Genomic DNA, 20710 nt, shown 5'->3' with positions numbered 1-20710 from the left:
AAGAGCCCGAGATCCGCGTGATTCAGCGGCTCTCGGGCCCTCTTCCGCGACATCAGCCCCGCTCAGCGGTTGACGGCGGCGCAGTGCCGCGAAGGAAGCGGTCCCGATCGCCGTCTTCAGCTGGGCTGCTGCCGAGTCGTCGACGTCCTTGCTCCTGCTCGGCGATGCCTCCGGTTTCCAGATCGGTCTTGTCGCCGGCATGGCCGTGGTCGTCGCGTTCGTCGTCCTTCTATGGAACGTGTCGTCGAGCCGCTGGTGGTTGATTGTCGCAATCCCTAGCAGCGTGGGAGCGGGCCTGATCCTGGTGCTCGCGATGGTCTTGCTTCCCCTACCGCAACCACGCTTGTTCCGATCCAGCTTGGTGGATGCGAGACGGGGTACGTGGCGGTCGAGCGGTTCGGCGGGGTCGGCAACTTCGTAGGCGTACGCGAGGGCGTCCAGATGGTGAAGGTGCGCGAGTATTGGGCCGATGACTTCGGCATGCCGTTCTCCACCGGGACAGCTTCGGTCCAAGCCAGCGGCGGAGAGATCGGCATCTCGTATCCCGGCGGTCCCGGTTTCGGCCTTCCGATCCTCGAGACCGCGTCCTGCCCTTGATGGTCCAGCGCGCCGCCAACACACCTGAGGCCCTGGCTGACCGCTCGTCGACCGGTGATCGCGCGTCGCGAACCGCGAACATCGACGGGCCGCTTCCGCGCATGGACCGCTTGGCGACCCCACGGGGGCATCATCGCCAGCCTGTGGATAACAATTGTGGGCAGTGAGGGCCCACTAGGGTCTTGGCTATGTCGACGCTTGCTGGAGATGACACTGCCAACACGGATGTTCCGTCGAGCACCGACTTCGTCGCGGTTCCTGGTGGGAGCGATCCGTTCCGCGTGTTCGGCATCGTCGGGTTCGTGCTGTCGCTGTTCGCGATCCTCAACTTCGCCGGTTTGGTCATCAGCATCATCGCCCTGGTCCGCTCCAGGCGCGCTGGATTCCGGAATCGGTTCGCGCTAGCGGGTGTTGTGGTCGCTGGCCTGGGCGTGCTGCTGACGCTGGTCATCGTTGCTGTAGCGGGCGGCGCGCTCGTTGACGCCGCCCAAACCTGTGCACGCCTCGGCGACGGCGTTCACACCATCGGCAACGCGACTTACTCATGCGCGCCGGGCTCGTTCTACGTCAGCTACCCGAGGTAGCACGCCGAAAGCTCGAAAATCACCGTGGGACGGCAATGAGGGACCGCCATCGAGCGAGGTTCGCAGCACAGCAAGTTGGATGCCTGATCCCGCGGCTAGACCTAGAGTTGCCGCATGGACCCGGAGCACCTTGCCGCGCTCCTTTACGGCCTGGCGATAGTTGCGATCGGCACGCTGCTCCGCTGGCGCGCCCTTTGGGTCGCACGCAGGGTTTACAGAACCGCATTCTGGCGAGGCCAGTCGGTTGACCAGGTCGCGCTAATGCTTCGAATCGGCAGCTACGTGGTGATGGCGATGGGTGTGATCTATGCGCTCCTCGGAGCGCTCGGTGTTGAACTCACTTCGCCTCGATGAAGGACCGACGAACGCTCGGTGCGAAAGGCCACGCCGAGAATTGCGCGATGCTCACCAGGGCGCCCGCAGACGATTCCTAATCACCGGGACGGTCATCACCGGGCAGCGAGTACAGTTCGATTCCGCCGGGCTTCAGCACGTCCCAGGGGTCGTAGAGCGTCTCACCGTCACCCCGCAGAGCGTCGATGAACTCCAGGACGCGCGGCCGCCTGAAATAGTGCGTCGCCTGGAAGATGACGCTGGTGAACGTCCTGCCGTCCTCGAACTCGAAGCGCAGCCCGTACTCGGTCATCGACAGCCGCGCTATCTCCGCTACGTGGGCCCGTCTCACCTGCGTCCAGCCACGGAGGACAAGCGCACCGTCTCGCCGCAGGCGAATGGCGGGCCACAGCGCGAGGAACGGCACAACGACGACGAACCCCACCGCGGCCGCCCACGTCAGCAGGCCCTCGTTGCCCCTGATGCCGAGGACGCCGAACAACGCGACCCAGCCAACCGCCTGGAGCACGCAGCCCGCTTGAATCCAGAGGCGCACCCGCCACGTCTTCGAGCGGTACACGTCGGGCGCTTGGGTCACGTCGTCCATTCTCGGCCAGGACCGCTCTGGAGCCACCCAACTATTCACAGCGGGCGGGCTTTCCCGGGCCGTGCGTGGTCTCGTGAGGTCCTTGCTGGGGAACCGCGTGACCCGCTTCCTCACTAACGTCCGCCGAAAGTGAACGCTTAGCGTCTGCCCGTCGCAGGACTTTCGGAGGACATGGCGGGTTGGTATGCCTTCTGGGAACGTCACGAGGATCGCTGGCGACCCCGACCCTGTGACGCTTGGACACCGGGAAAGGCGAGCTACGCTTCAGGGCATGCCCGCCGACACGACCGCACCGTTGGCGGTGCTCGGCACCCACTGGACAGAGTGTGAACAGTGGGAAACGAAGTGGCGGGGTTTCCTCCGCATGCGTCCGGAGTTCGTTCGAACTCCTCCGCTGCGGTATCTCGACTGGACGATTGACGGCGTACCTTTGCGTGACCGACTAACGCTTCCGGACGGCACCGAGTGCCCTGACATCACCTTTATGACCGAGGGCGGCGAGGGCGACCCGTTCGTTATCGAAAGCCTGCGAGCGCTCCTGCTCGAGAGTGAGTCGGGGTTTGATCCATGGGTGCAGTTCACGGACGGCAGGGCGGGAATCTATTTCTGTGCTGGGTGCGGCGACCTCGCCTGCGGGGCTGTGAGCGCGGACGTGAGGTATACGGAAACCACAGTTGAGTGGCGCGACATTGCCTACCAGGGGGGTGGCATCAGTGATGACGGGATGACCGAGGCTGTCAACGTCGAGGAGGTGCCATCGTTCAGCATCACGTTCGATCGCGCCCAATACGAAGGAACGGTGAGGGCTCTCCTGGCCGAATGGGGCGATCGAGCATAGGCCAAGCCCTTCCGCCTCCTCGCGACGACGAGCGATCTCCAGAGAGCATTCGTCGAAGGAAGCGCGGAGCTGGCCAACCATAGACGGATCCTGCCAGAAACCGCCCACTGCCGGACCGCTTTCGCGCACTGCCCCTGACCGGACCGACATGCGGGCGCGCCATGCCGCCGGGTCACGGATTGGCGTCGACCTCAGCAATCACCACACTGTTGCCGTAGCAATGGGGCATGCACGTGAGAACTCCCGCCATGATCGTCGCCTTCGCCCTGGCAACGGTGAGCATTGCGGGCTGCACATCACCACCGTCAATTGGCGGCGGAGGCGCAGCTGCGGCGTGCGCCGCACCAATTGTGGAGGAACTCCCCAAGGCGGTCGCGCCCGACCAGACGCTCACCGTCGCGGGAGTCAACTGGGGACCATGCAATGACACCAATCAAGCCACGCTCGCGCCTTGGGCGTTCGTGACCATCGAATGGGAGCAATCCGGCAAGAGCGTTGAGATAGGGACGATCGCGATCGAGAACTTTGAGTTCCGAGGCGACGTGACCGTCCCCGCAGACGCCGTCAAGGGAGACGTGACTCTTCGCATCGTTGGAGATGACTACGAGCACGAGGTCCCACTCGTCGTCGAATCACCCCAGCCGTGAGCCGCACGTCTAGGGGATTCATGGCACCTACGGCGCCCGCTCCCCGACCGTCAGGGGCGCTTGACGGGTACTCGGCTGATCGCATTCGACGCGGGACAATAGGCAGATGGCTTCGCAGTATGACGACTCTGACTGGTTTCGTTCGTCGACCTGGGACGAGTCGGTCGAGTTTGCGTTCGAGTCAAAGCTTCGACGCGCTCGGTCGACAAGTCGAGCACAGTATCTGCGGATCCAAGGTGTGCACCTGATCGCGCAGGACGATACAGCGACGCGGGGCGCCGGCCGCGCACTCTTGCAGCGCGTGATTGACGAGTACGGTGAGGCAGATCGGTTGCAGGCGACCTGGGCAGCCGAAAACCTCGCGGAAGCGCTCGCGCTGGAGGGAGACTTCGAGAGCGCGGAGAGCGCTACGCGGGAACTGGTCCGGCGCCGGGACGCCGACCCCGAATCATGGCGTGGAGCTCGCACGGACCTCGACTTGACCATGGCAGAGATGCTGCTTCTCCGCAGAACTCCGGCTGCCCTTGAAGAGGCCGATCGCTGGCTAGACCGAAGCGAACAATCCGTCGAGCAAGCAGCCATATTCCGCAATCTCGTCCTACGCCATCTTGTCGCCAGGGCTCGCGTCGCGATCGCCCGTGGCGACGCGCCCCGGGCGCGGGGGTACGCCGACGCGGCTCTCCGGGTTGCTGCCGAAACAGAACCCTCGATCGCGCGCCATCCCGACCTCGGGCGTCCAAACGCCACCACGGAACTGCTCGATGAGCTACGAACCATCGGGAGCGCGCGCTGAGCGACCGCTTAGCGATCGTTTCCCTCTGTCCGGAAGCGCGACTCTCTTACGTCCCCACGAGCAGACCCGATCTGAACGCGCGACGGCGCTGCTCGAGTGATCTGGGAAGGCAACTGGCTGGAGCGGCGCAGCCGAGACCGAGGCTAGGCGCGGTTCCACGGCGGCGAGGGGTGCTCGCTCGGTGGTTCCGGCCAACCGATGGTCGTGACGCACAGCACCAGGACGACGGCGACACTGATCCCAGCCAGGACCGTCGACGCCGCGCGAGCACTTCGGGAGTCCGCGAGCGAACCGCCTCGCAGCACGAACACCGACCACACCAGGACAGCGACCCAGACCGCAAGCGAGATCACGGCGAAGCCGATACCGATCTCACTCTCGCCCTCTTCCCAGTAGTACTTCTGGGTGAAACCTCCGGACCATCCCACACCGGCCAGTGCGAACCAAGCGGCACCGACAATTCCGATGATCGTCGCAATCAACCACAGTAGGACACCGCTGACAGCACGCATGACAACGAGACTACGGCGCAGCGAGACGGTGTCGGGGGCCTGTCAGGTCTCGGGCGTTCGCGGCGGAAGTCGCCCAACGACAGCGTCGACCCGCACGCACAGGGACCGGCTTGCGGGCGCTGACACGTCGACGCGAACGAGCGCACAGAGCGACTCGGTACACCAAGACACCCGAATGGTCCCGCGGTTGTTCTGCTGGAGGCGCGCGCACCGCTGCCAATGGGCAGTGTTGAGGCCTTCCGTCCCGAGCAATATCCTTCACCCGAAGGCGGGTCGGACTGTTGCGGGGAGCGATGAACGTCCTGAGTCAAATCTTCGCAGGTGTAACAGCGGTGGCACTGCTCGGTGTGGGCGTGCTAGAGATCTTCTTCCACGGCGATCGACGGTTTCATTCACTGTTCCTGATCGAACCGGAAGACGTTCGCGCGGTGCGGATGTGGGCGATGAACATCGGCGCATACAACATCACGTTTGCCCTGGGGATCATCGCTGGACTTTGGATGGTCAATCTTGCAGACCAGACCGCAGGCGTAGCAATCGTCCTCTTCTGCTGCGCCGCGCAGGTCCTCCTGGGCATCTGGTTGTGGATCACGGAGAGACGCCTTCTCCTCAGTGCGATCGGGCAGGCGAGCCTCCCGGCCATACCCCTGGTGTGCTACTTCTTCCTCAGGTAGCGCCAGGACCGTCACGCGAAGCAGCGACCGGTGGCAGTCGCTCTACGCTGTGCGCAGGGGGACCCCTAGTCGGGCGTCACCACGACGAAGGGCTCGAGCTCGAGATTGCTGAACGTCAGGCCGTCGCGAGATGCAGCGATATCGACTTGACCCGCTGTCACGAACGGAAGAGTCAGTCGCTCCTCTTGAACGTCCACCGCCACGTCCGACGATTGCACGCGTTGCAGAGCGAGCTCGATGTCCAGAGTGGTCAAGAAGTCCGCGCGGAAGTCGCCATGCTCCCAGTACTGGCGAAGTCCGATCTCTCCCACCAGTGGCTCTCCGATATCCAAGATGGAAACCGCTACGGCTTCGCCGTCAGGACCTATCTGCCGCGGAAGCAGCGGGGCGAGATTGAGCTCCCAGAGGGCAGCGTGCAGGTACCCGCTGATCTCTCCAGGCGTGACAGAGATCCCGTACCCAGGCTCGATCTCGTCGTGGAAGACGCCCGGGACTGTCAGTTGTGCGAGGTTCTGAAGCCAGCGGAACCAGGGCTCCTTGGCGTCTCGCTCTTCGAGATCCCGGACCAAGTGCGGATGGAGGCGGTCGCTCGACTTTCCGCTCCCACCGAACGCCCGCCGATCCGCGCTGATGAAAATGAGTCGTTGTCCTCGTAGCGCCGATCCACGATCTCCAAGACCGACATCCAGTGGAGAGCGTCGCGATACCCAGAACCAGCGTCGTCGAACGGTCGCTTACGGTCAATTGCTCGCCGCGCCACCTCGTAGTGAGAAACTTGCGGCGCATCCAGCACCGTGACGCCGACCTCGGAGAGGGCGTCCCGCACTCGTTTCGGGTACCTCTTCGCCTCTCTCAACGCCGCGGCAACTGCTCGGTCCAAGTGCTTCTGAACCCCTCGCGACGCTCTTCGCCCCGCCGCTTGGATCTCAACCGCCTTCGCCTCGCGCAGCCTCCGATAGGCGGCGATCGCTTCCTCCAGCGCTAGGCGGGGCAGCAGCACCTCCACTCTGCCCCCGGAGATCGCGTCGGTCAGCTGGGGCCAGATGGACCCTCTCAACATGGGGTCGGAGACGATTACATTCGCGTCGAGGATGACCAACACAGCGTCAGGATACGACCCCATCCATGGCGTTCCGGCGGCGAACCCGCCCAGGCGCAGCGATGAATCTCAAGTTCGAGCCGCGCGCGAGTCTTAGCCCGCGAATGCATGCGTGCGGCTCCTCCAATTCGCCCCCGGGGTGCCAAATGCCCACACGGACGGGTATCCGCGCGCTGACCGACCCACCTGCGAACGATTCGGAAGCCGTTGCCCCTAGGCTTCACGTGTGATTGGTCATCGACGCTTGAGTAGCCCCTCGGCGCGTGCCTGGCAACGAGACGCACGGCTCGTGGCGAAGGCAAGCGTCGACACTGTGGTCCTCAATCGTCGGCAGATCGGTGCTGCGCAGTGAGAGGCCCCATCGCCGCAGTGACGCTGTTGGCAATGCTGTCGATAGCCGGATGCACCGCCTCGACACCGGGCCCGGGTCCGGCGCCGACGCCTTCACCATCGAACGAGCGATTGACTGCGGAACAGTGCGATAGGTTCGCGACAGCCTACGAAGAGTTCCAGGAGATCGCTCGGACGACCGGAAGATCCGAAGACGAGCTCCTAACCGCGCGCGATGAGTTGCTGACGGCATGGCAGGACATCGCGGCCGAGGCAGCGCCGACAGCGGGCGCGATCATCGAGCTCGTCGCGTTGACATTCCAGGCGGGGATGGACGCGGGCTTCGACTCGGCCAGGTATCAGGAGTTCCTCGATGCGCACGACATGGTGCTCGAGGAATGCAACAACGTGTCTGTTTGAAAGATCGCAATCGGTGGGCGCGAAGTGCGACACCGTCCGCGGCCGAGCTTGGTCAGCCGGCGGAGGTCGCTCGGTGATCGACCGCCCTCCGTTCAGCGCTTCCGATGGAAACGGCACCCCCTGGTGCCCACGGCATGGCACTCACCTGCCGAGGAAAGGGAAAGCCCCGCGATGCCAATGTTTCCAAGGGATCGCGGGGCTTCAACTCCGTGACAACGGCTGTGGAGATGGGGGGAATCGAATGACGCTGTGGGCGATTCCCCCTTCCACATCAACCTGCAAAATCCGCGGAATCACGCGGCCCGCAGGGCCATGCAGTGACAAGCAGAGGCATCGACCATCGCCCACAGTCAGAGCAGATGCGGGCGATTTGTGGGCGATCCGGCGGAGGGGAACCTCGACATCGATTCGCGGGGCGACAGTGGCATCGCGGCGCACTTCGAGGAGCTCATGACAGGCTCTTCCCCAGGCTACGCCGCGCACCGTCCACCCCGGGCGGGCATCTCCACGGGCAGGCTAAGCGAGCATCTCGGGTCTGGGTAAGGCGTCCGACACCTGCAACGAGTCCGCTCTTACATTCTGATCGGGTGACGATCGATGCTCGCACTTATCGAACGCGGCGCACGATAGGCCTCCCGGGTTTCTACGAGGCTTGTGCTGATCTCATCGGCGGGGGATCTCTATACGGTCTCCGTGAGTCCGATCAGCTGGGCACGTCCGATGATGTGCGGTCGTAGCCTCAGACCGATGATCGCGGGTGTTGCATCAGCCGCGACCTCGAGCGTGGCGATGTCGAGAGCGCTCAGGGTGTAGACGTACCGGTGGGGTCCGGTGCCGGCGGGCGGGGCTGCGCCGATGAAGAGATCGGTACCGTATTCGTTTCGGCGTCGAGCGGCACCCTTGGGAAGCAGCGTGTCATCGGTGCCGGCACCGCTAGGCAGGAATGTCACGTCGCTGGGGATGTCAATGAGCGTCCAGTGCCAGAACCCAGATCCGCTTGGAGCATCGGGGTCGAATACCGTGAGCACGTAGCTCTTTGTGCCGGATGGTGCGCCGTGCCAGTGGAGTTCTGGGGAGCGGTCTTTGCCGCCCGCTGCGGAGCCGCGCACCCACAGCGGCAAGTCTCCACCGTCGGTGAAGCCGGGGCTGGAAAGCGTGAACGTTGGAACGCTGGGGAGCTTCCAGTTGGGGTCGTTGGTCATGTCAGTGCCTTTCGATGGGTGTTGGTTGTGGTCAGGTGTTGCGGCTGCCGAGGGGAATGATCGATCGACGCCAGGTTGCGTTCACGACAGATGCGAAGCAGCCGTAGAGGCCCAGTGCTCCCACGACCAGTCCGATGTAGCCGGCGATCCGGCTGAGGATTTCGGACGAGGTGTACTCGGCGATCGCGAGCAGGATGAAGGTGATGGCGGCCGCGGTGAAGAGTGCAGTGAGCAGGTTTGAGATGCGGGTGCAGGGGACGATCATGAAGGTGGTGAATACGGCCCAGAGCATGAGGAAGGTGCCCATCCCCGCTCCCCCGGCTTCTTTCACGATGTCGGGGTTGGTGATGGTCCACCAGTAGGCGAGCCAGAACGAGCCGTAGGACACGAACGCCAACGCGCCGAAGGTGTTGGCTTGGACGAACTCCCAGATCCCGGCGATGAGTTGGGCGATGCCGCCGTAGAACAGCCCAAGGCCGAGGACGGCCGTCGCGGCAGTAGGGACGATCCCGGCGTTCCCGAAGCTGAGCAATGCTGTCGACATCCCGAATGCCCCCAGGCCCAACGCTGCAGGATCCGCGATACCGCCGATAACGGGGTGATGGCTGGCAGCGGCCGGCTTCGGGGCGGTGGGAACAGGGTGGTGGGTGCCGATCATGAATCCTGTCTCTTTCTGGAAGCGTGGGGGGCGCGCCGTGGGATGCGGCGGGGCCCTCGAGCGGGTAGGGATTGCGCGACGACGCCGCCCAAGGCGACAGTTACGACGGCGGCTGCGTAGAGCAGTACGGCGGTCGATAGGCCCAAGGGTGTGATGAGGAGGCCTGCGGCGATCGCCGGTACACCGAATGCGAGGTAGTTCACGACGTAGATAGCGGAGAACAGTTCCCCGCGTTCGTGGGCGTGGGCGTGTGGGATGACGATTCCGACGGCGCCGGCGAATGCCATACCGAATCCGGCACCGCTGACAACAGTCCCGATGATCAGGAGTGGAGCGGATGCCGTGTGGATCGCAACGATGCCGGTCAGCATTCCTAGACCAATCAGCAGCACCCCGATCGTCGCCCCGGTGCGGGCGTGCAGCGGTTGGCTGAGGACGACCGTGACCGCTCCGATGGCAGACAGCCCGGCGATCAGCAAGCTGGTGTCCCACTCGTCGCTGATGCCGAAAAGGTCGCGGGCGATCTCGCCGACGACGGAGAGGTAGAACCCGCCGGCCATCCAGACGCTCGCTGCGACGGGGACGGCTTTCCAGAACGCGCGTCGTGCCGCTGGAGGCACCGCCACCCGGGGGATGAGACTCCGGGCCGCCCCTTGTCGCCGCGAAGAGGACTCCCGCACCATCGCGACTCCGGCAAGCCCGATGGCGAAAAGGAAGGCGAGCGTGGCGAAGATCACCGGCTTAGGCTCGGCCGAGTACTCGGCGATGGCGCCGGCAAAGACCGCGCCCGTCGCGAGACCGGCGAGAGGGCCGACACTACCCAGAGTCGAGGTGAGGCGTACCCGCCGCTCTCCGGCAAAGTCGGCGATGGCCGCGGAAATCGCCCCGGTGGCGGCGCCAGTTGCGAGGCCCTGCAGGGTGCGTGCGACGACGAATACCCAGATGTTGTCGGCGACGAGGAAGAGGATCATCGCGGCGAGCTCGAGGGCCGTGGCCACGAGAATGACGGGTCCGCGGCCGACGTGGTCTGACAGTCGCCCGACGACCAACAGAGCCACGAGTATTGCGAGCGCGTAGACCGCGAACGCGAATGTGAGTAGCCAGGGCTCGAACTGCCACTTCCTCAGCAGTAGCGGCAGCAGTGGTGACGGTGCTGCCGCCGCGGCGAAGAACAGGAAGAGGACGATCGTCATCGCGGCGAGCCCGTAGCGATCTGATCGTGTTCCCGCTTGCCGGCGCGCCGGGTTTGGACCGGTGCGACGCTGTGCAGTAGCTGCGTCCCCGATAGTTTCGGTGAGATTGGCCATGTCGTGCACCTTCCAGATGTAGTCAGCAGCCAGCGGATGGGGGCCGGTCACGGGTGATCGGATGGGACGGCGGCAGTCGCGGGTCGCACAGCACATCCGATGACTCGGCGACGATCTCGCGTGGTGATGGGGGCGGCGAGAAGCGCTACCGGATCACGGTTCGTGAAGACGCATGAATGTGCCTCCGAGCAAGTTGCGCGGAGAGCAAGATGACTGCCAGTGCTGCGGGGATCAGCGCTGCTTGGTCACTGAACAGTGTCGCTCCCACAGCCCCGATGAGGCACCCGCCGATAAAGCCGGCGAGGAGCGGCCAGCTGGCCGTCCACTTGGCGCGGGCCGCGGGGGCTTCGCCGCGGGTGCGGAGGATGTCAGTGGCGGCGACGGTCGCGGCGACGAGGTTGCCGGTCATGACGGCGGTCGACAGTGCCCGCGGGGGAACGATGTGGAGGTAGGCGTTCTGCGTTGCCATCGCGCAGACGGCGCAAAGCCCGATGACGATGGCCATGCCCTCTTTGGGGTGAGCAGACGCGTGGGTGGTGAATGAGAGCATGCCGGCAGCTACGAGGAATGCGGCCTGTGCCGCAAAGAGCACCGTGGTGACGTTCGGAGAGTGCGCCCCGATGCGTCGTGCGACGACTGTCGCAGCTGCTGTGGTGAGGATGAAGACCGGGATTGCCAAGACCGCGACGATGTCGGGCGTCGTGCCGGTCACAAGGTCGGCGGCGACCACGACGAGGTTTCCGGTGACGTGGGCGGAGAAGAATCCGCCCAGCAGAAGCCAGCTTGTGACGTCGGTGACCCCGGCAATCAGACTGAGCACGGTGGGAAGCAGGATTGCCCGGTTCATGTGCGTGCCTTCTGCCCGAGCTGACCGTAGAGGTGCATCGGGATGGCGAGCCCGACGGCCATGGCGATGATGATGAGGCCGGCGGTGGTGGCGTCGGAGATGCCGCCGAGCAGTTGAGGGTCGGCGCCGCCGAACGGCAGGCTGTCCAGGGCGTCGATCGCCCGGAACACGAACACGCCCGGGACAAGCGAGACCACGGCGGCGAAGCCGATGCCGGCGAAGGGGATGTGGAGCCGGTGCGCGACCGGTGCCAGCACGATCCCGACCAGTAGGCAGGCGAGGAACGCACCGATGACGATGTTCATCCCCCAGACACTCATCGCCCACCAGCGAAGCCCGTGCGCGATGGCGCCGACGATCACCGGCCAGACAATGAGCCGGTAGGGCATCGAGAAGTAGACCGGGTAGGACGCTGCCGCAACTGCAGCGGCGGCGACGTCGAGCCAGAACGGTACGGTGCGGCCGGCAGGGTCGGTCGGCAGATCAGTGCCGAAGATCGCCAGGGCGATCGCCAGACCGGTGCCGATGGACAGCAGCAACAGGCCTGCGTAGCCGAGGCGGGCGAAGCCGAGCGGGATGCGCATCGCGAGCAGATCGAGGGCACCGTTGAGGATGTGCGGGCCGGGTACCAGGATCATCGCCGGGCACACCGCGATCAGCCGGAGCGACGAGCTGAGGTCCGCCTGAACTGCCAGTCCGCCGATGATGCCGGCGAGGAACGCGGCGGCGAACACCTGACCGATCGGTCCGATGTGGACCCGGCTGAGCAGCCGGCGGATGGCACCACCGAGGGCGGCGCTGCCGGCGGCGAGGAGCACCGCTGTGGCGTCCTGGGCGCCGAAGATGATCGCCAGGGACCCGGCCCCGGTCGCGCAGGCGAGCAGGAAGATCCAGAAGTTCGCCGGGCGTGACGCTCGAGCATCGCGGAGGGCCGTGACGAGTTCGGTGCGGCCCGCGGTCGTCTCGCTGAGTTGGTCGACGGTCCTCATCAACACGGCGACGGCGCGCATCGAGATCCCTGTTGGTGCCGCCGCAACGATCCGCGGCGGCGGAGCGGTCGGAGAAGACGGGTCGGTGATGGCCACCGCCGTCCACGCCGGAACGAGCTCGAAGGTGGTTCCCAGACCTCGGTTCATCCGCTGCACGGCGGCGAGGGCCACCGAGGTGGACTCCCCGGTGGCCTGCAGCAGGGCTGCGGCGCCGGCGACGAGATCCTGATCGGATTCGCTTGTCCCCGGTACCGCAGCCCGCATCGTCGCGTCGCTCATCAGGCGCCGCCGACGCCGTGTCCCACGAGGGTCGCGGGGACGACGATCGCGTCGAACTGTTCCGCGGTGACCTTCCCCGATGCCAGCGCCGCTTCGCGGAGGGTCTGGTCGTTGGCCAGGGCGCTCTCGGCGATGTGCGCGGCGTTCTGGTAGCCGATCACGGGGCTGAGCGCAGTGACGAGCATCAGGCTCTCCCCCACGTAAGAAGCGATCTTCTTCTCGTTCAGCTCGGTGCCCTTGACCGAGTAGGTGAGGAACTTCTCAACCCCGTCGCCGAGGATGCGGGCCGAGTGCAGGAAGTTGTTGATGATGATCGGCCGCATGGCGTTGAGCTCGAAGTTGCCCTGCGACCCGGCGAACGCGACCGCGGAGTCATCGCCGAGCACCTGGATGGAGATCATCACGATCGCCTCGCACTGGGTGGGGTTGACCTTGCCCGGCATGATCGACGAGCCTGGCTCGTTGGAGGGCAGCACGAGTTCGGCAAACCCGGTGCGGGGGCCGGAGGCTAGCCAGCGCATGTCGTTCGCAATCTTCATCAACGCCACCGCAACCCCGCGGAGGGCCGCGTGGGCGCGGACGATGGCGTCGAGCGAGCCCTGCGCCTCGAACTTGTTCGGGGCGGTGACGTACTTCTTGCCGGTGAGCTCCGCGATCTTCGCGGCGACCTTCTCCGAGAAGCCCGCGGGGGCGTTCAGGCCGGTGCCGACGGCGGTGCCGCCGAGGGCGAGCTGCAACAGGCCCTCGCGGGAGTGCTCGACCTCGCGGATGACACCCTCGAGTTGCGCGGCGTACCCGGACCATTCCTGGCCGACGGTGAGCGGCACCGCGTCCTCGAGGTGGGTGCGGCCGATCTTCACAACTCCCATCCATTTCTTCGCCTTCGCGTCGATCTCGGCGTGCAGCGCCCGCAGCCGCGCGAGCAGGCGGTCGTCGATCTCGGTGATCGCGGCGATGTGCATCGCGGTCGGGAAGGAGTCGTTGCTGGACTGCGCCATGTTGACGTCGTCGTTCGGGCCGATCGGGTGCTGCGAGCCGAGGGTGCCGCCGAGCAGCTGGATGGCGCGGTTGGAGAGCACCTCGTTGATGTTCATGTTGCTCTGCGTTCCCGAGCCGGTCTGCCATACGTACAGCGGGAACTCCTGGTCGAGCTTGCCGGCGATGGTCTCGTCGGCGGCCTGCACGATCACCTTCGCCTTCCAGTCCGGGAGCCTTCCTGCTTCCTGGTTGACCAGGGCGGCGGCTTTTTTGACGATGCCGTAGGCGCGGTAAACCTCGATGGGCATGTGGTCGTTGCCGATCGAGAAGTGCTGCAGCGACCGCTGGGTCTGGGCTCCCCAGTACCGGTCGGCGGGAACGTCGATAGTGCCCATGCTGTCGAATTCGGTGCGCTCCCCGGTTGCGTCGATCCCCACGGGGACGTCGGCGTAGACTGCGGGCGGGTTCTGGTCGATGGTGGTGGTGCTCATGGTGGAACCTCCTCTGTGGTGGTGGGTGGTGGTGGGTCAGATGAGGCCTTCGCGCTCTTCCAGGAGCGCTCTCCAGTTCCGGGGCAGACGGTCTGCCGGACCCGGGACGGTCTGGGTGTGAGGGTGACTTTCTGGCGGGGCTAGGCGTGGCCCGTCGGTGTAGTCGTTGGCGCGGTAGTCCCAGAACCAGTCCTCGCCCGGTTCGAAGCTCTGAATCACGGCGTGCCCGGTCGCGGCGGCGTGCTTCGTGGCGTGTTGGTTCAGGGATTCGTCGCAGCAGCCGATGTGGCCGCATTTTGCGCACCGTCGCAGATGCACCCACCAGCTGCTCTCGCGGTCGCAGTCGACGCACCCCGTGCCGCTGGGTGGCGCGGTTGCGTCGATGTCCGGATGGGAGTTGTCGTTCACTTCAGACCTGCTTCTGAGGGTTGTGGGCTCGTGCGGCCCGGGCGGCGAGGAATCGGCTTCCGTGGAGGAGGGTCGGGAGCAGATAACGGCGGGGCTGATTCATCGCGGGCCGCTTCGTTTGGCGCACCGGCCGGCAGATGTTCTGATCCAGGGCGGGCGGAGGACCCGCCAGGCGTGATGGTCGTTGCGGTGAGGACGGCCGCGCCGATCGCGGGAAGGATGGGAAGCGCTGCGCCGTAGAGCGTGTCGGCGCGCATGAGGACGGCACCGCTGAGTGCCCCGAGGACAAGCGCGGCGATGACGGCGAGACGGATGCCGACGGGTTGAGGTCTCCGATCAGCGGCATCGGTCATGAGACTGGTGATGGTGCCAGTGACGTAGGTGGTGGTGACGCCCGAGGCGCCGTCGATGCGCTTCGCGACGGCGGTCTGACAAGCCATCGCGATCGAGGACAGCGCGATCAGAGCGACGACCGCGACCGTCGACGCGGCGCCCGGATGCACCGCCCACATCCCGAAGATCGCCGCCTGCGCGATGGCGGCGAACACGAGCAGGATGACGGTCCGTTCTGTCGGGCTATCGGAGGGCATGAACCGCAGTGCGAGGAACAAGGTTGCGGCGAAGACGACGATGGCGGTGATGATTCCGGCGATGGTGGAGCCGTAGCCGGGCCGGTCGACGAGGCCGCTGAGAACGAGGTTGCCGGTCATGTTCGCGGTGAAGACGCCGCTGAGCTGGAGGAACGCGAAGGCGTCGGTGGCTCCCGCCGCGAAGGAGAGCACCACGGCGACCAGCGCTGTGCGGCTTGATCGTCGCGCCGGCGTCATCGCGGCGGGAGGGGTTGTCATCGGTCAGGCGATCGGGTCGCGGGGGTTGTTCCGCGACACGATGAGCGGGTCGATGGGGGTGAACGGGAACTGCGGCAGGTCGCGTTCGGGCACCTGGAACGTCGCGGCGAGGACCTCGCGGGAGAAGGCGGTGGCGGTAGCGCGGTAGCCGACGTCGCCGGGGACGAACTGGTCGAAGAAGATCAGGAACTCGATTCCCTCCTCGCTGAGCGCTTCGATGTGGTGCGGGTAGGCGCGTGGCACGAAGTACGCCTGTCCCGGGTTGAGCTCGTAGGTGTCGACGGTGCCGTCCGGATCAAGGATCGTCATGCGGGCGTGACCGCTTTTGACGTACCCGAGCTCGGCGGTGATGGGGTGCCAGTGCGGTTCCCGCATGCCACCGCCGCCGATGTTCAGGGAGTACATCGACAGGTCTTCCAGCGCCGCCCAGAACTGCTTGCGGGCCAGCTTGGCGTGCCCGTAGGGGTAGGCCAGCGGTGCGATCTGCCCCTCGGCGTCGAAGAGGTGGGCGTTGGGCAGCCCGACGTTGTCGGGGATGCTCGCGCTGCCGGTGCGGCGGATGATTTGCGGTGCGTCACCGCGCGGGAAGCCGTCGAACGCGGAGGCTGGCTGGTCGTAGGTGTTGCCGAGAACGGCGTTGCTCATCACGTTGACGCTGTTCTGGAAGGAGAAATGCTGTGGGTCGCCGGTGCGCAGCGCCGCGATGATCTCGGCCGTCTCCTCTCCCACGTTCTCAATGTGATAGACCGCACCGGAGGCGACGTGGTACATCTGCCCGGTCTTGACGAGGAAGGTGGCGAACTCGTTGCCGGTGGCGAGCATTGACACCAGCACGGTGCCGTTGGTGACGTAGGCGATCTGGTTCGAGTTGACATTCCACTGTGGCTCGCGGATCGCTCCCGGCTCGAGCACGATCCGCTTGAGGGTCATGCCGTCGAGGATCGGGAAGTTGCCGGTGCTGAGTTGAGCGACCAAGCCGAGGTCGTTTTCGAAGGCGGGTGCGGCGTCGACGAGGGAGGCGACGTGGCGGGATGGGGTACTCATGACGGTTCTCGGTCGTCACTTCGCGATGAACGCGAGGATGTCCTGGTCGAGTTCGTCCTGGTAGGCGCCCCAGATGCCGTGAGAGGCGCCGGGGTAGACCTTGAGGGTGCCGTGCTTGACAAGTTCAATCGACTTCTTCGCCGCAGCGGCGATCGGCACGATCTGATCGTCGTCGCCTTGGGCGATGAAGATGGGTACGTCGATGGCTTTGAGGTCGTCGGCCTGATCGGTCTCAGAGAACGCCTTCACGCAGTCATACGCGGCGATGAGGTTCACGAGCATCCCCTGGCGCCAGAAGTCCTCCTTGAGTCCTTCGCTGACGTCGACGCCCGGCCGGTTGCCTCCGTAGAACGGCACCGCGAGATCGAGCCAGAACTGCGAGCGATCCTTGAGCACGTTGGTGCGGATGCCGTCGAGATCCTCGATCGGGGTGCCCTCGGGGTTCGACTCGGACTTGAGCATGATCGGCGGCACGGCCCCGGCGGTCACGACCTTCGCCACGCGGCCCTTTCCGAACTGCGCGGCATAACGCACGACTTCTCCGCCGCCGGTGGAGTGACCGATCACGACGACGTCGTGAAGGTCGAGGTGCTCGATCAGCTCGGCGAGGTTCTTGGCGTAGGTGGTCATGTCATGACCGGTCGCGACCTTCGACGAGCGACCGTGGCCGCGGCGGTCGTGAGCGATCACGCGGTAGCCGGCGTCGTAGAAGCGCTTGATCTCGACCTGCCAGGCGTCGGAGGACAGCGGCCAGCCGTGGCTGAGGACGATGGGCTGGCCCGTTCCCTGGTCGGTGTAGAAGATCTCGGCACCGTCGGTCGTGGTGAAGTACGGCATGGTGTTCCTTTCGATGGGGTTAGTGCTGCAGTTGCGTTGCGATGCGAGCGAGGGCTGGAGTCGGCCGGCGCTGAGGCTGCGGGTGCCCGGGTGGTGCTCGCGCGAGCACGGCGTGAAGGCGAGGGCCTTGGCTAGAACCGAGCCCAGGTCAGCTCGACGTGGAAGGTGCGCCCGTCGGGGGAGGTCGCAGGGGGCGTCGAGCCGTGAAGCATGTTGCCGTCGACTGTGAAGTGCCGTGCTTGGTTGCCGCCCTGCCATCCGGGAAACAGAGCGATGTCGATGTGGTGGGTGACGGTGTTGGTCTCGGGGTCGAGAGTGAATGGTCCGCCGTAGGCGATGAAGTCGCGCGCCATGGCGGTAACCTCCGCGTCGCTCGCGCTACGCGGGTCGGGTGCGCTCCCTGCAGGGCGCCGCATGCTGCCGAGGACTGCGGTCACGATGCCGTTGGGGCTGTAACTGAGGTAGCCGCTGGCTTCCGGGCCGAACTGTGGTCGGGAATCGCCGTCGCTGAATATCTCGTCTGCGCTGACAAATCTCCAGGCGCCGATGAGGTCGTTGATGGTGGTTGTCATGCCGGTTTCTCCTGCTTCTTGTGCTGTCGCCGGTGTGTTGAGCTGGACGCGCGGGGGGTTTGGTCGGGATCGATTTGAACAAGGTGGTGGACGGCGATCGAGTCGGCGATCTCACTGGATGCGCGGATTGTCTCGTCGTCATATTGAGTGGGACGAGTGGCGTGTTGCTGCAGGTGCTCCTGCCAGCTGCCGACGCTGAAGACTTCGACGACGTCTTGCGGACTTTCACGGTCCTGGTAGAGGGCCCATGTGCGCGCGCCGGTGCGCCGCCTGCTGCGCTCAACGAGCGTGATTTGGTCCATGAACGCTGGTCTGTTGGCCGCGGTCACGTCGTACCAGACGAGGACGAGCGTCTGCCGTTCCATATCGATGTCGGCGCCTTGGTTCTCCGCGAGAGGTAACGGTGCGGTCGGCCGCTTCTTTTCGGCTGTGGACAGTAGTGGCCAGGCCAGTTGTGTTGCGGCGACGATGATGACCAGGACACCCGCGCCTGCGGCCGTGGGGACGGTGCCGATCCACAGGGCGATGACCCCGCTGACCGCAGCGCCGACCGCCAAGGAGCCGAACAGCACCATCTGGTAGATCGATAGGCCCCGCGCCCGCACCCACACGGGAAGGAATGCTTCAACGGCGCCGTTGAGCGTGGCAACGACTCCGATCCATGCCGCGCCGACAACCGCGAGGACCGGCAACGTCACGGCGATGACCGGAGAGAGCGCCACAGCGAGAGTTCCTGCACCGAACACCGCGGAGGAGATGAACACGGTGCGGTTGGGGCCGATACGGTCGCGAACGACCGGAGCGAGGAAGGCGGCGGCGACAGAACCCACGCCAAGCCCCGCAAGGAGCACGCCGTACCCGGTAGAACCCAGCCCGAGCTGATCGGTCGCGATCAGGGGCAGCAGAGCGTAAAGGACGCTACCGGGAACGACGAACGACCCGAGCCGCACATAGATCCGGCGAACGACGCCTGAGTGAGCGACGTAGCGCACGCCTGCACGGGTTGCAGCGAGAAACCCTTCCGGCTCGTGGGGATCCGGGCGATAGGTGCGCCAGCCGATGAGGACCAGCAGAAACACCGCGAACGATATGAGGTTTAGGGCGAACACGAAGGCAACGCCGAGGCGAAACAGGAGCAGTCCAGCGATGGCCGGCCCGATAGCGCGGGCCAGGTTCACGGAAATCGCGCTGAGGGATGCCGCGTTCGGGATCATCCGGGTCGGGACGATCTCGGCGGAGATCGCCCCGTAAGCCGGCAGTTGCACAGCTGATGCGGCGCCGAGGAGCAGTGTCAGCACCAGCAACAGGTACGGGGTCATTTCGCCGGCTGCGGTCAAGGCGACCAGCCCGGCGCTGATGAGCACCTGCGCACTTTGTACCCAGATCAGCAGGCGGCGGCGGTTGAGGAGCTCACCGAGAACTCCGGCAGGGATTCCGAGCAGGAGCACGGGCGCGGCTGACGCGGTCTGCACGAGCGCGATGAGCAGCGGAGAACTGTTCTGCTCGACCATGAACCACTGCGCGCCGACGGTCTGCATCCAGCTGCCGATGTTGCTCACCAGGGCCGCGATCCAGAGCGCGCGGAAGATCGGCACCGTCAACGGCGCGAGCGCCCGAACAGGGTCGGTGCCGGCGCTGGTGCCGGCCGCGATGTCAGCCATGGTTTCGGTCCTCTCACCAGGGCTGGTGGCGGCTTGTCTCGAGGACGACCTTGCCGACCGTCCGGCCCGACTCGAGCAGCTCATGAGCGAGTGACGCTTCAGCCAGCGGAAAGACGGTGTCGACGACCGCACGGATCTTGCCTGCCTCGACCAGAGGCAGCACATCGCGGGTGACGCCGGCGACAATGGCCGCTTTCTGGTGAGCGGGCCGGGCCCGTAGGAGCGTGGCTGAGATACTGGCGCGTCGCGACAGCAGGTCCCACAGGTCGAAAGTGACCGGGCCCACCGAGCCCCCGATGATCAGCAGGTGCCCGTCGTCAGCGAGGCACTCCATGTTGCGGCGCAGATAGGTGGTGCCGACGATGTCGAGAATCGCGTCAACGCCGCGGCCGTCGGTGGCGTCGAGAGTGGCGGCGACGAAGTCGTCGGTGCGGTAGTTCACCGCTTCCATGGCACCCAGGTCCCGCGCGGCTTGCGTCTTGGCCGCGCTGCCGGCGGTGGTGATTACGCGGGCGCCGATCGCGTTGGCCCATTGGATCGCGAACGATCCGATGCCCCCGCCGGCGCCGTGGATGAGGACGGCCTGCCCGGCGGTGAGGCGGGCGATCATGGCGAGGTTCGAGTAGACGGTGCAGGCGACCTCCGGCAGCGCTGCTGCTTCGATCATCGTCAACCCGGTCGGGATCGGCATCACCTGCGCCGCCGGCGCGATCGCCTCTGTGGCGTAACCGCCCCCGGCGACGAGAGCGCAGACCTGGTCACCGAGCCGCCAGGTAGTGACCTCACCGCCTACCGCGGTGATGATCCCGGCAACCTCCAGCCCCAAGCCAGGCGGCGCGTTAGGCGGGACCGGGTAGTGACCTCGCCGTTCGAGAAGGTCAGCGTTGTTCACGCCCGCCGCCGCAACTTCAATGCGCACATCGTGCGGTCCCGGCACGGGCCGGTCGACTTGCGCCAGGTGCAGGACGTCGGGTGGGCCCGGGTGAGCGAAACGGATCGCGGAGGACATCGAGGTGCTGGTCCCTTCTAGCGCCGCCGTGATCGAAGGGGGCTTGTGGCCCCCTTCGATCAACTGGCTACTCAGTGCTCGTCGTAGTGATCCCCGTGCCGCGCGTGACGGTGGGAGTCGTGGATGTAGTCGATGTGGTCGCCGTG

25 protein-coding genes are annotated in these 20710 nt (G+C 65.7%); 8 read left to right on the top strand and 17 right to left on the bottom strand.

Features of this window, described 5'->3' with window-relative positions; all coding sequences use genetic code 11:
• Positions 1–381: 381 nt before the first annotated feature.
• The 3 genes from Q9R08_RS05560 to Q9R08_RS05550 all read left to right on the top strand — a co-directional run bounded on the left by Q9R08_RS05560 (position 382) and on the right by Q9R08_RS05550 (position 1535).
• Positions 382–597 carry a hypothetical protein gene (locus tag Q9R08_RS05560; protein WP_308866881.1) on the top strand — a complete coding sequence of 72 codons (216 nt, stop codon included), beginning with the start codon at positions 382–384 and terminating at the stop codon, positions 595–597.
• Between the two features lie 188 nt (positions 598–785).
• Positions 786–1181, top strand: coding sequence for a hypothetical protein (locus Q9R08_RS05555; protein WP_308866880.1), 396 nt, complete (start codon positions 786–788; stop codon positions 1179–1181).
• 114 nt (positions 1182–1295) lie between these two features.
• The gene (locus Q9R08_RS05550; RefSeq protein WP_308866879.1) at positions 1296–1535 is read left to right on the top strand and encodes a hypothetical protein; all 240 of its coding nucleotides are present in this window, start codon (positions 1296–1298) and stop codon (positions 1533–1535) included.
• A gap of 76 nt (positions 1536–1611) precedes the next feature.
• Here Q9R08_RS05550 and Q9R08_RS05545 read toward each other — a convergent pair whose 3' ends face one another.
• On the bottom strand, positions 1612–2112 hold the full coding sequence (locus tag Q9R08_RS05545) for a hypothetical protein (RefSeq protein ID WP_308866878.1): 501 nt from the start codon (positions 2110–2112) through the stop codon (positions 1612–1614).
• Positions 2113–2392: 280 nt separating this feature from the next.
• Between Q9R08_RS05545 and Q9R08_RS05540 the strand changes: the two genes are divergently transcribed.
• From Q9R08_RS05540 to Q9R08_RS05530, 3 genes are all read left to right on the top strand, one after another.
• Positions 2393–2959, top strand: a complete 567-nt coding sequence (locus tag Q9R08_RS05540; RefSeq protein ID WP_308866877.1) for a hypothetical protein — start codon at positions 2393–2395, stop codon at positions 2957–2959.
• A gap of 248 nt (positions 2960–3207) precedes the next feature.
• A complete protein-coding gene (locus tag Q9R08_RS05535; RefSeq protein WP_308866876.1) occupies positions 3208–3606 on the top strand; it encodes a hypothetical protein in 399 nt (132 codons plus the stop codon).
• Positions 3607–3712: 106 nt separating this feature from the next.
• Complete coding sequence (locus tag Q9R08_RS05530) at positions 3713–4399, top strand: hypothetical protein (RefSeq protein ID WP_308866875.1); 687 nt, start codon at positions 3713–3715, stop codon at positions 4397–4399.
• Positions 4400–4542: 143 nt separating this feature from the next.
• On the opposite strand, the gene Q9R08_RS05525 is transcribed toward Q9R08_RS05530, so the two are convergent.
• The gene (locus Q9R08_RS05525; RefSeq protein ID WP_308866874.1) at positions 4543–4911 is read right to left on the bottom strand and encodes a hypothetical protein; all 369 of its coding nucleotides are present in this window, start codon (positions 4909–4911) and stop codon (positions 4543–4545) included.
• A 293-nt stretch (positions 4912–5204) separates the two neighbouring features.
• On the opposite strand from Q9R08_RS05525, the gene Q9R08_RS05520 reads away from it, so the two are divergent.
• Entirely contained in the window at positions 5205–5585 is a 381-nt protein-coding gene (locus Q9R08_RS05520) for a DUF1304 family protein (RefSeq protein ID WP_308866873.1), read from the top strand.
• 65 nt (positions 5586–5650) lie between these two features.
• On the opposite strand, the gene Q9R08_RS05515 is transcribed toward Q9R08_RS05520, so the two are convergent.
• Entirely contained in the window at positions 5651–5896 is a 246-nt protein-coding gene (locus Q9R08_RS05515) for a hypothetical protein (RefSeq protein ID WP_308866871.1), read from the bottom strand.
• 185 nt (positions 5897–6081) lie between these two features.
• A complete protein-coding gene (locus tag Q9R08_RS05510; protein WP_308866869.1) occupies positions 6082–6687 on the bottom strand; it encodes a PIN domain-containing protein in 606 nt (201 codons plus the stop codon).
• Between the two features lie 366 nt (positions 6688–7053).
• Between Q9R08_RS05510 and Q9R08_RS05505 the strand changes: the two genes are divergently transcribed.
• Positions 7054–7434 carry a hypothetical protein gene (locus Q9R08_RS05505; RefSeq protein ID WP_308866868.1) on the top strand — a complete coding sequence of 127 codons (381 nt, stop codon included), beginning with the start codon at positions 7054–7056 and terminating at the stop codon, positions 7432–7434.
• 680 nt (positions 7435–8114) lie between these two features.
• Here the strand turns inward: Q9R08_RS05505 and Q9R08_RS05500 are convergent.
• The 13 genes from Q9R08_RS05500 to Q9R08_RS05440 all read right to left on the bottom strand — a co-directional run bounded on the left by Q9R08_RS05500 (position 8115) and on the right by Q9R08_RS05440 (position 20564).
• Positions 8115–8636 carry a YbhB/YbcL family Raf kinase inhibitor-like protein gene (locus Q9R08_RS05500; RefSeq protein WP_308866867.1) on the bottom strand — a complete coding sequence of 174 codons (522 nt, stop codon included), beginning with the start codon at positions 8634–8636 and terminating at the stop codon, positions 8115–8117.
• 31 nt (positions 8637–8667) lie between these two features.
• Positions 8668–9294, bottom strand: coding sequence for an acetate uptake transporter (locus Q9R08_RS05495; RefSeq protein ID WP_308866866.1), 627 nt, complete (start codon positions 9292–9294; stop codon positions 8668–8670).
• Positions 9291–10487: an MFS transporter gene (locus Q9R08_RS05490; RefSeq protein WP_308866865.1), complete on the bottom strand. Its 1197-nt coding sequence runs from the start codon at positions 10485–10487 to the stop codon at positions 9291–9293. The genes Q9R08_RS05495 and Q9R08_RS05490 overlap by 4 nt, the downstream gene beginning before the upstream one ends.
• 259 nt (positions 10488–10746) lie before the next feature.
• Positions 10747–11448, bottom strand: coding sequence for a YoaK family protein (locus Q9R08_RS05485; protein WP_308866864.1), 702 nt, complete (start codon positions 11446–11448; stop codon positions 10747–10749).
• Positions 11445–12716 (bottom strand): threonine/serine exporter family protein, encoded by a 1272-nt coding sequence (locus tag Q9R08_RS05480; RefSeq protein WP_308866863.1) that lies wholly within the window; start codon positions 12714–12716, stop codon positions 11445–11447. Before Q9R08_RS05480 ends, Q9R08_RS05485 begins: the two co-directional genes overlap by 4 nt.
• Positions 12716–14185 carry a class II fumarate hydratase gene (gene fumC, locus Q9R08_RS05475; RefSeq protein WP_308866862.1) on the bottom strand — a complete coding sequence of 490 codons (1470 nt, stop codon included), beginning with the start codon at positions 14183–14185 and terminating at the stop codon, positions 12716–12718. Before fumC ends, Q9R08_RS05480 begins: the two co-directional genes overlap by 1 nt.
• A 36-nt stretch (positions 14186–14221) precedes the next feature.
• The gene (locus tag Q9R08_RS05470; protein ID WP_308866860.1) at positions 14222–14593 is read right to left on the bottom strand and encodes a UBP-type zinc finger domain-containing protein; all 372 of its coding nucleotides are present in this window, start codon (positions 14591–14593) and stop codon (positions 14222–14224) included.
• Complete coding sequence (locus Q9R08_RS05465; RefSeq protein ID WP_308866859.1) at positions 14590–15441, bottom strand: YoaK family protein; 852 nt, start codon at positions 15439–15441, stop codon at positions 14590–14592. Before Q9R08_RS05465 ends, Q9R08_RS05470 begins: the two co-directional genes overlap by 4 nt.
• Before the next feature lie 3 nt (positions 15442–15444).
• The gene (locus tag Q9R08_RS05460) at positions 15445–16485 is read right to left on the bottom strand and encodes a cupin domain-containing protein (protein ID WP_308866858.1); all 1041 of its coding nucleotides are present in this window, start codon (positions 16483–16485) and stop codon (positions 15445–15447) included.
• A 15-nt stretch (positions 16486–16500) separates the two neighbouring features.
• The gene (locus Q9R08_RS05455; protein ID WP_308866857.1) at positions 16501–17322 is read right to left on the bottom strand and encodes an alpha/beta fold hydrolase; all 822 of its coding nucleotides are present in this window, start codon (positions 17320–17322) and stop codon (positions 16501–16503) included.
• Positions 17323–17453: 131 nt separating this feature from the next.
• Entirely contained in the window at positions 17454–17894 is a 441-nt protein-coding gene (locus tag Q9R08_RS05450) for a lipocalin-like domain-containing protein (protein WP_308866856.1), read from the bottom strand.
• Positions 17891–19555, bottom strand: coding sequence for an MFS transporter (locus Q9R08_RS05445; RefSeq protein WP_308866855.1), 1665 nt, complete (start codon positions 19553–19555; stop codon positions 17891–17893). The genes Q9R08_RS05450 and Q9R08_RS05445 overlap by 4 nt, the downstream gene beginning before the upstream one ends.
• 13 nt (positions 19556–19568) lie before the next feature.
• Positions 19569–20564 (bottom strand): NAD(P)H-quinone oxidoreductase, encoded by a 996-nt coding sequence (locus Q9R08_RS05440; protein WP_308866854.1) that lies wholly within the window; start codon positions 20562–20564, stop codon positions 19569–19571.
• Positions 20565–20710 lie beyond the last annotated feature (146 nt).

Source organism: Microbacterium psychrotolerans (genome assembly GCF_031085295.1).
GTDB lineage: Bacteria > Actinomycetota > Actinomycetes > Actinomycetales > Microbacteriaceae > Microbacterium > Microbacterium psychrotolerans.
This window is presented reverse-complemented; position numbering and strand designations above follow the sequence as displayed.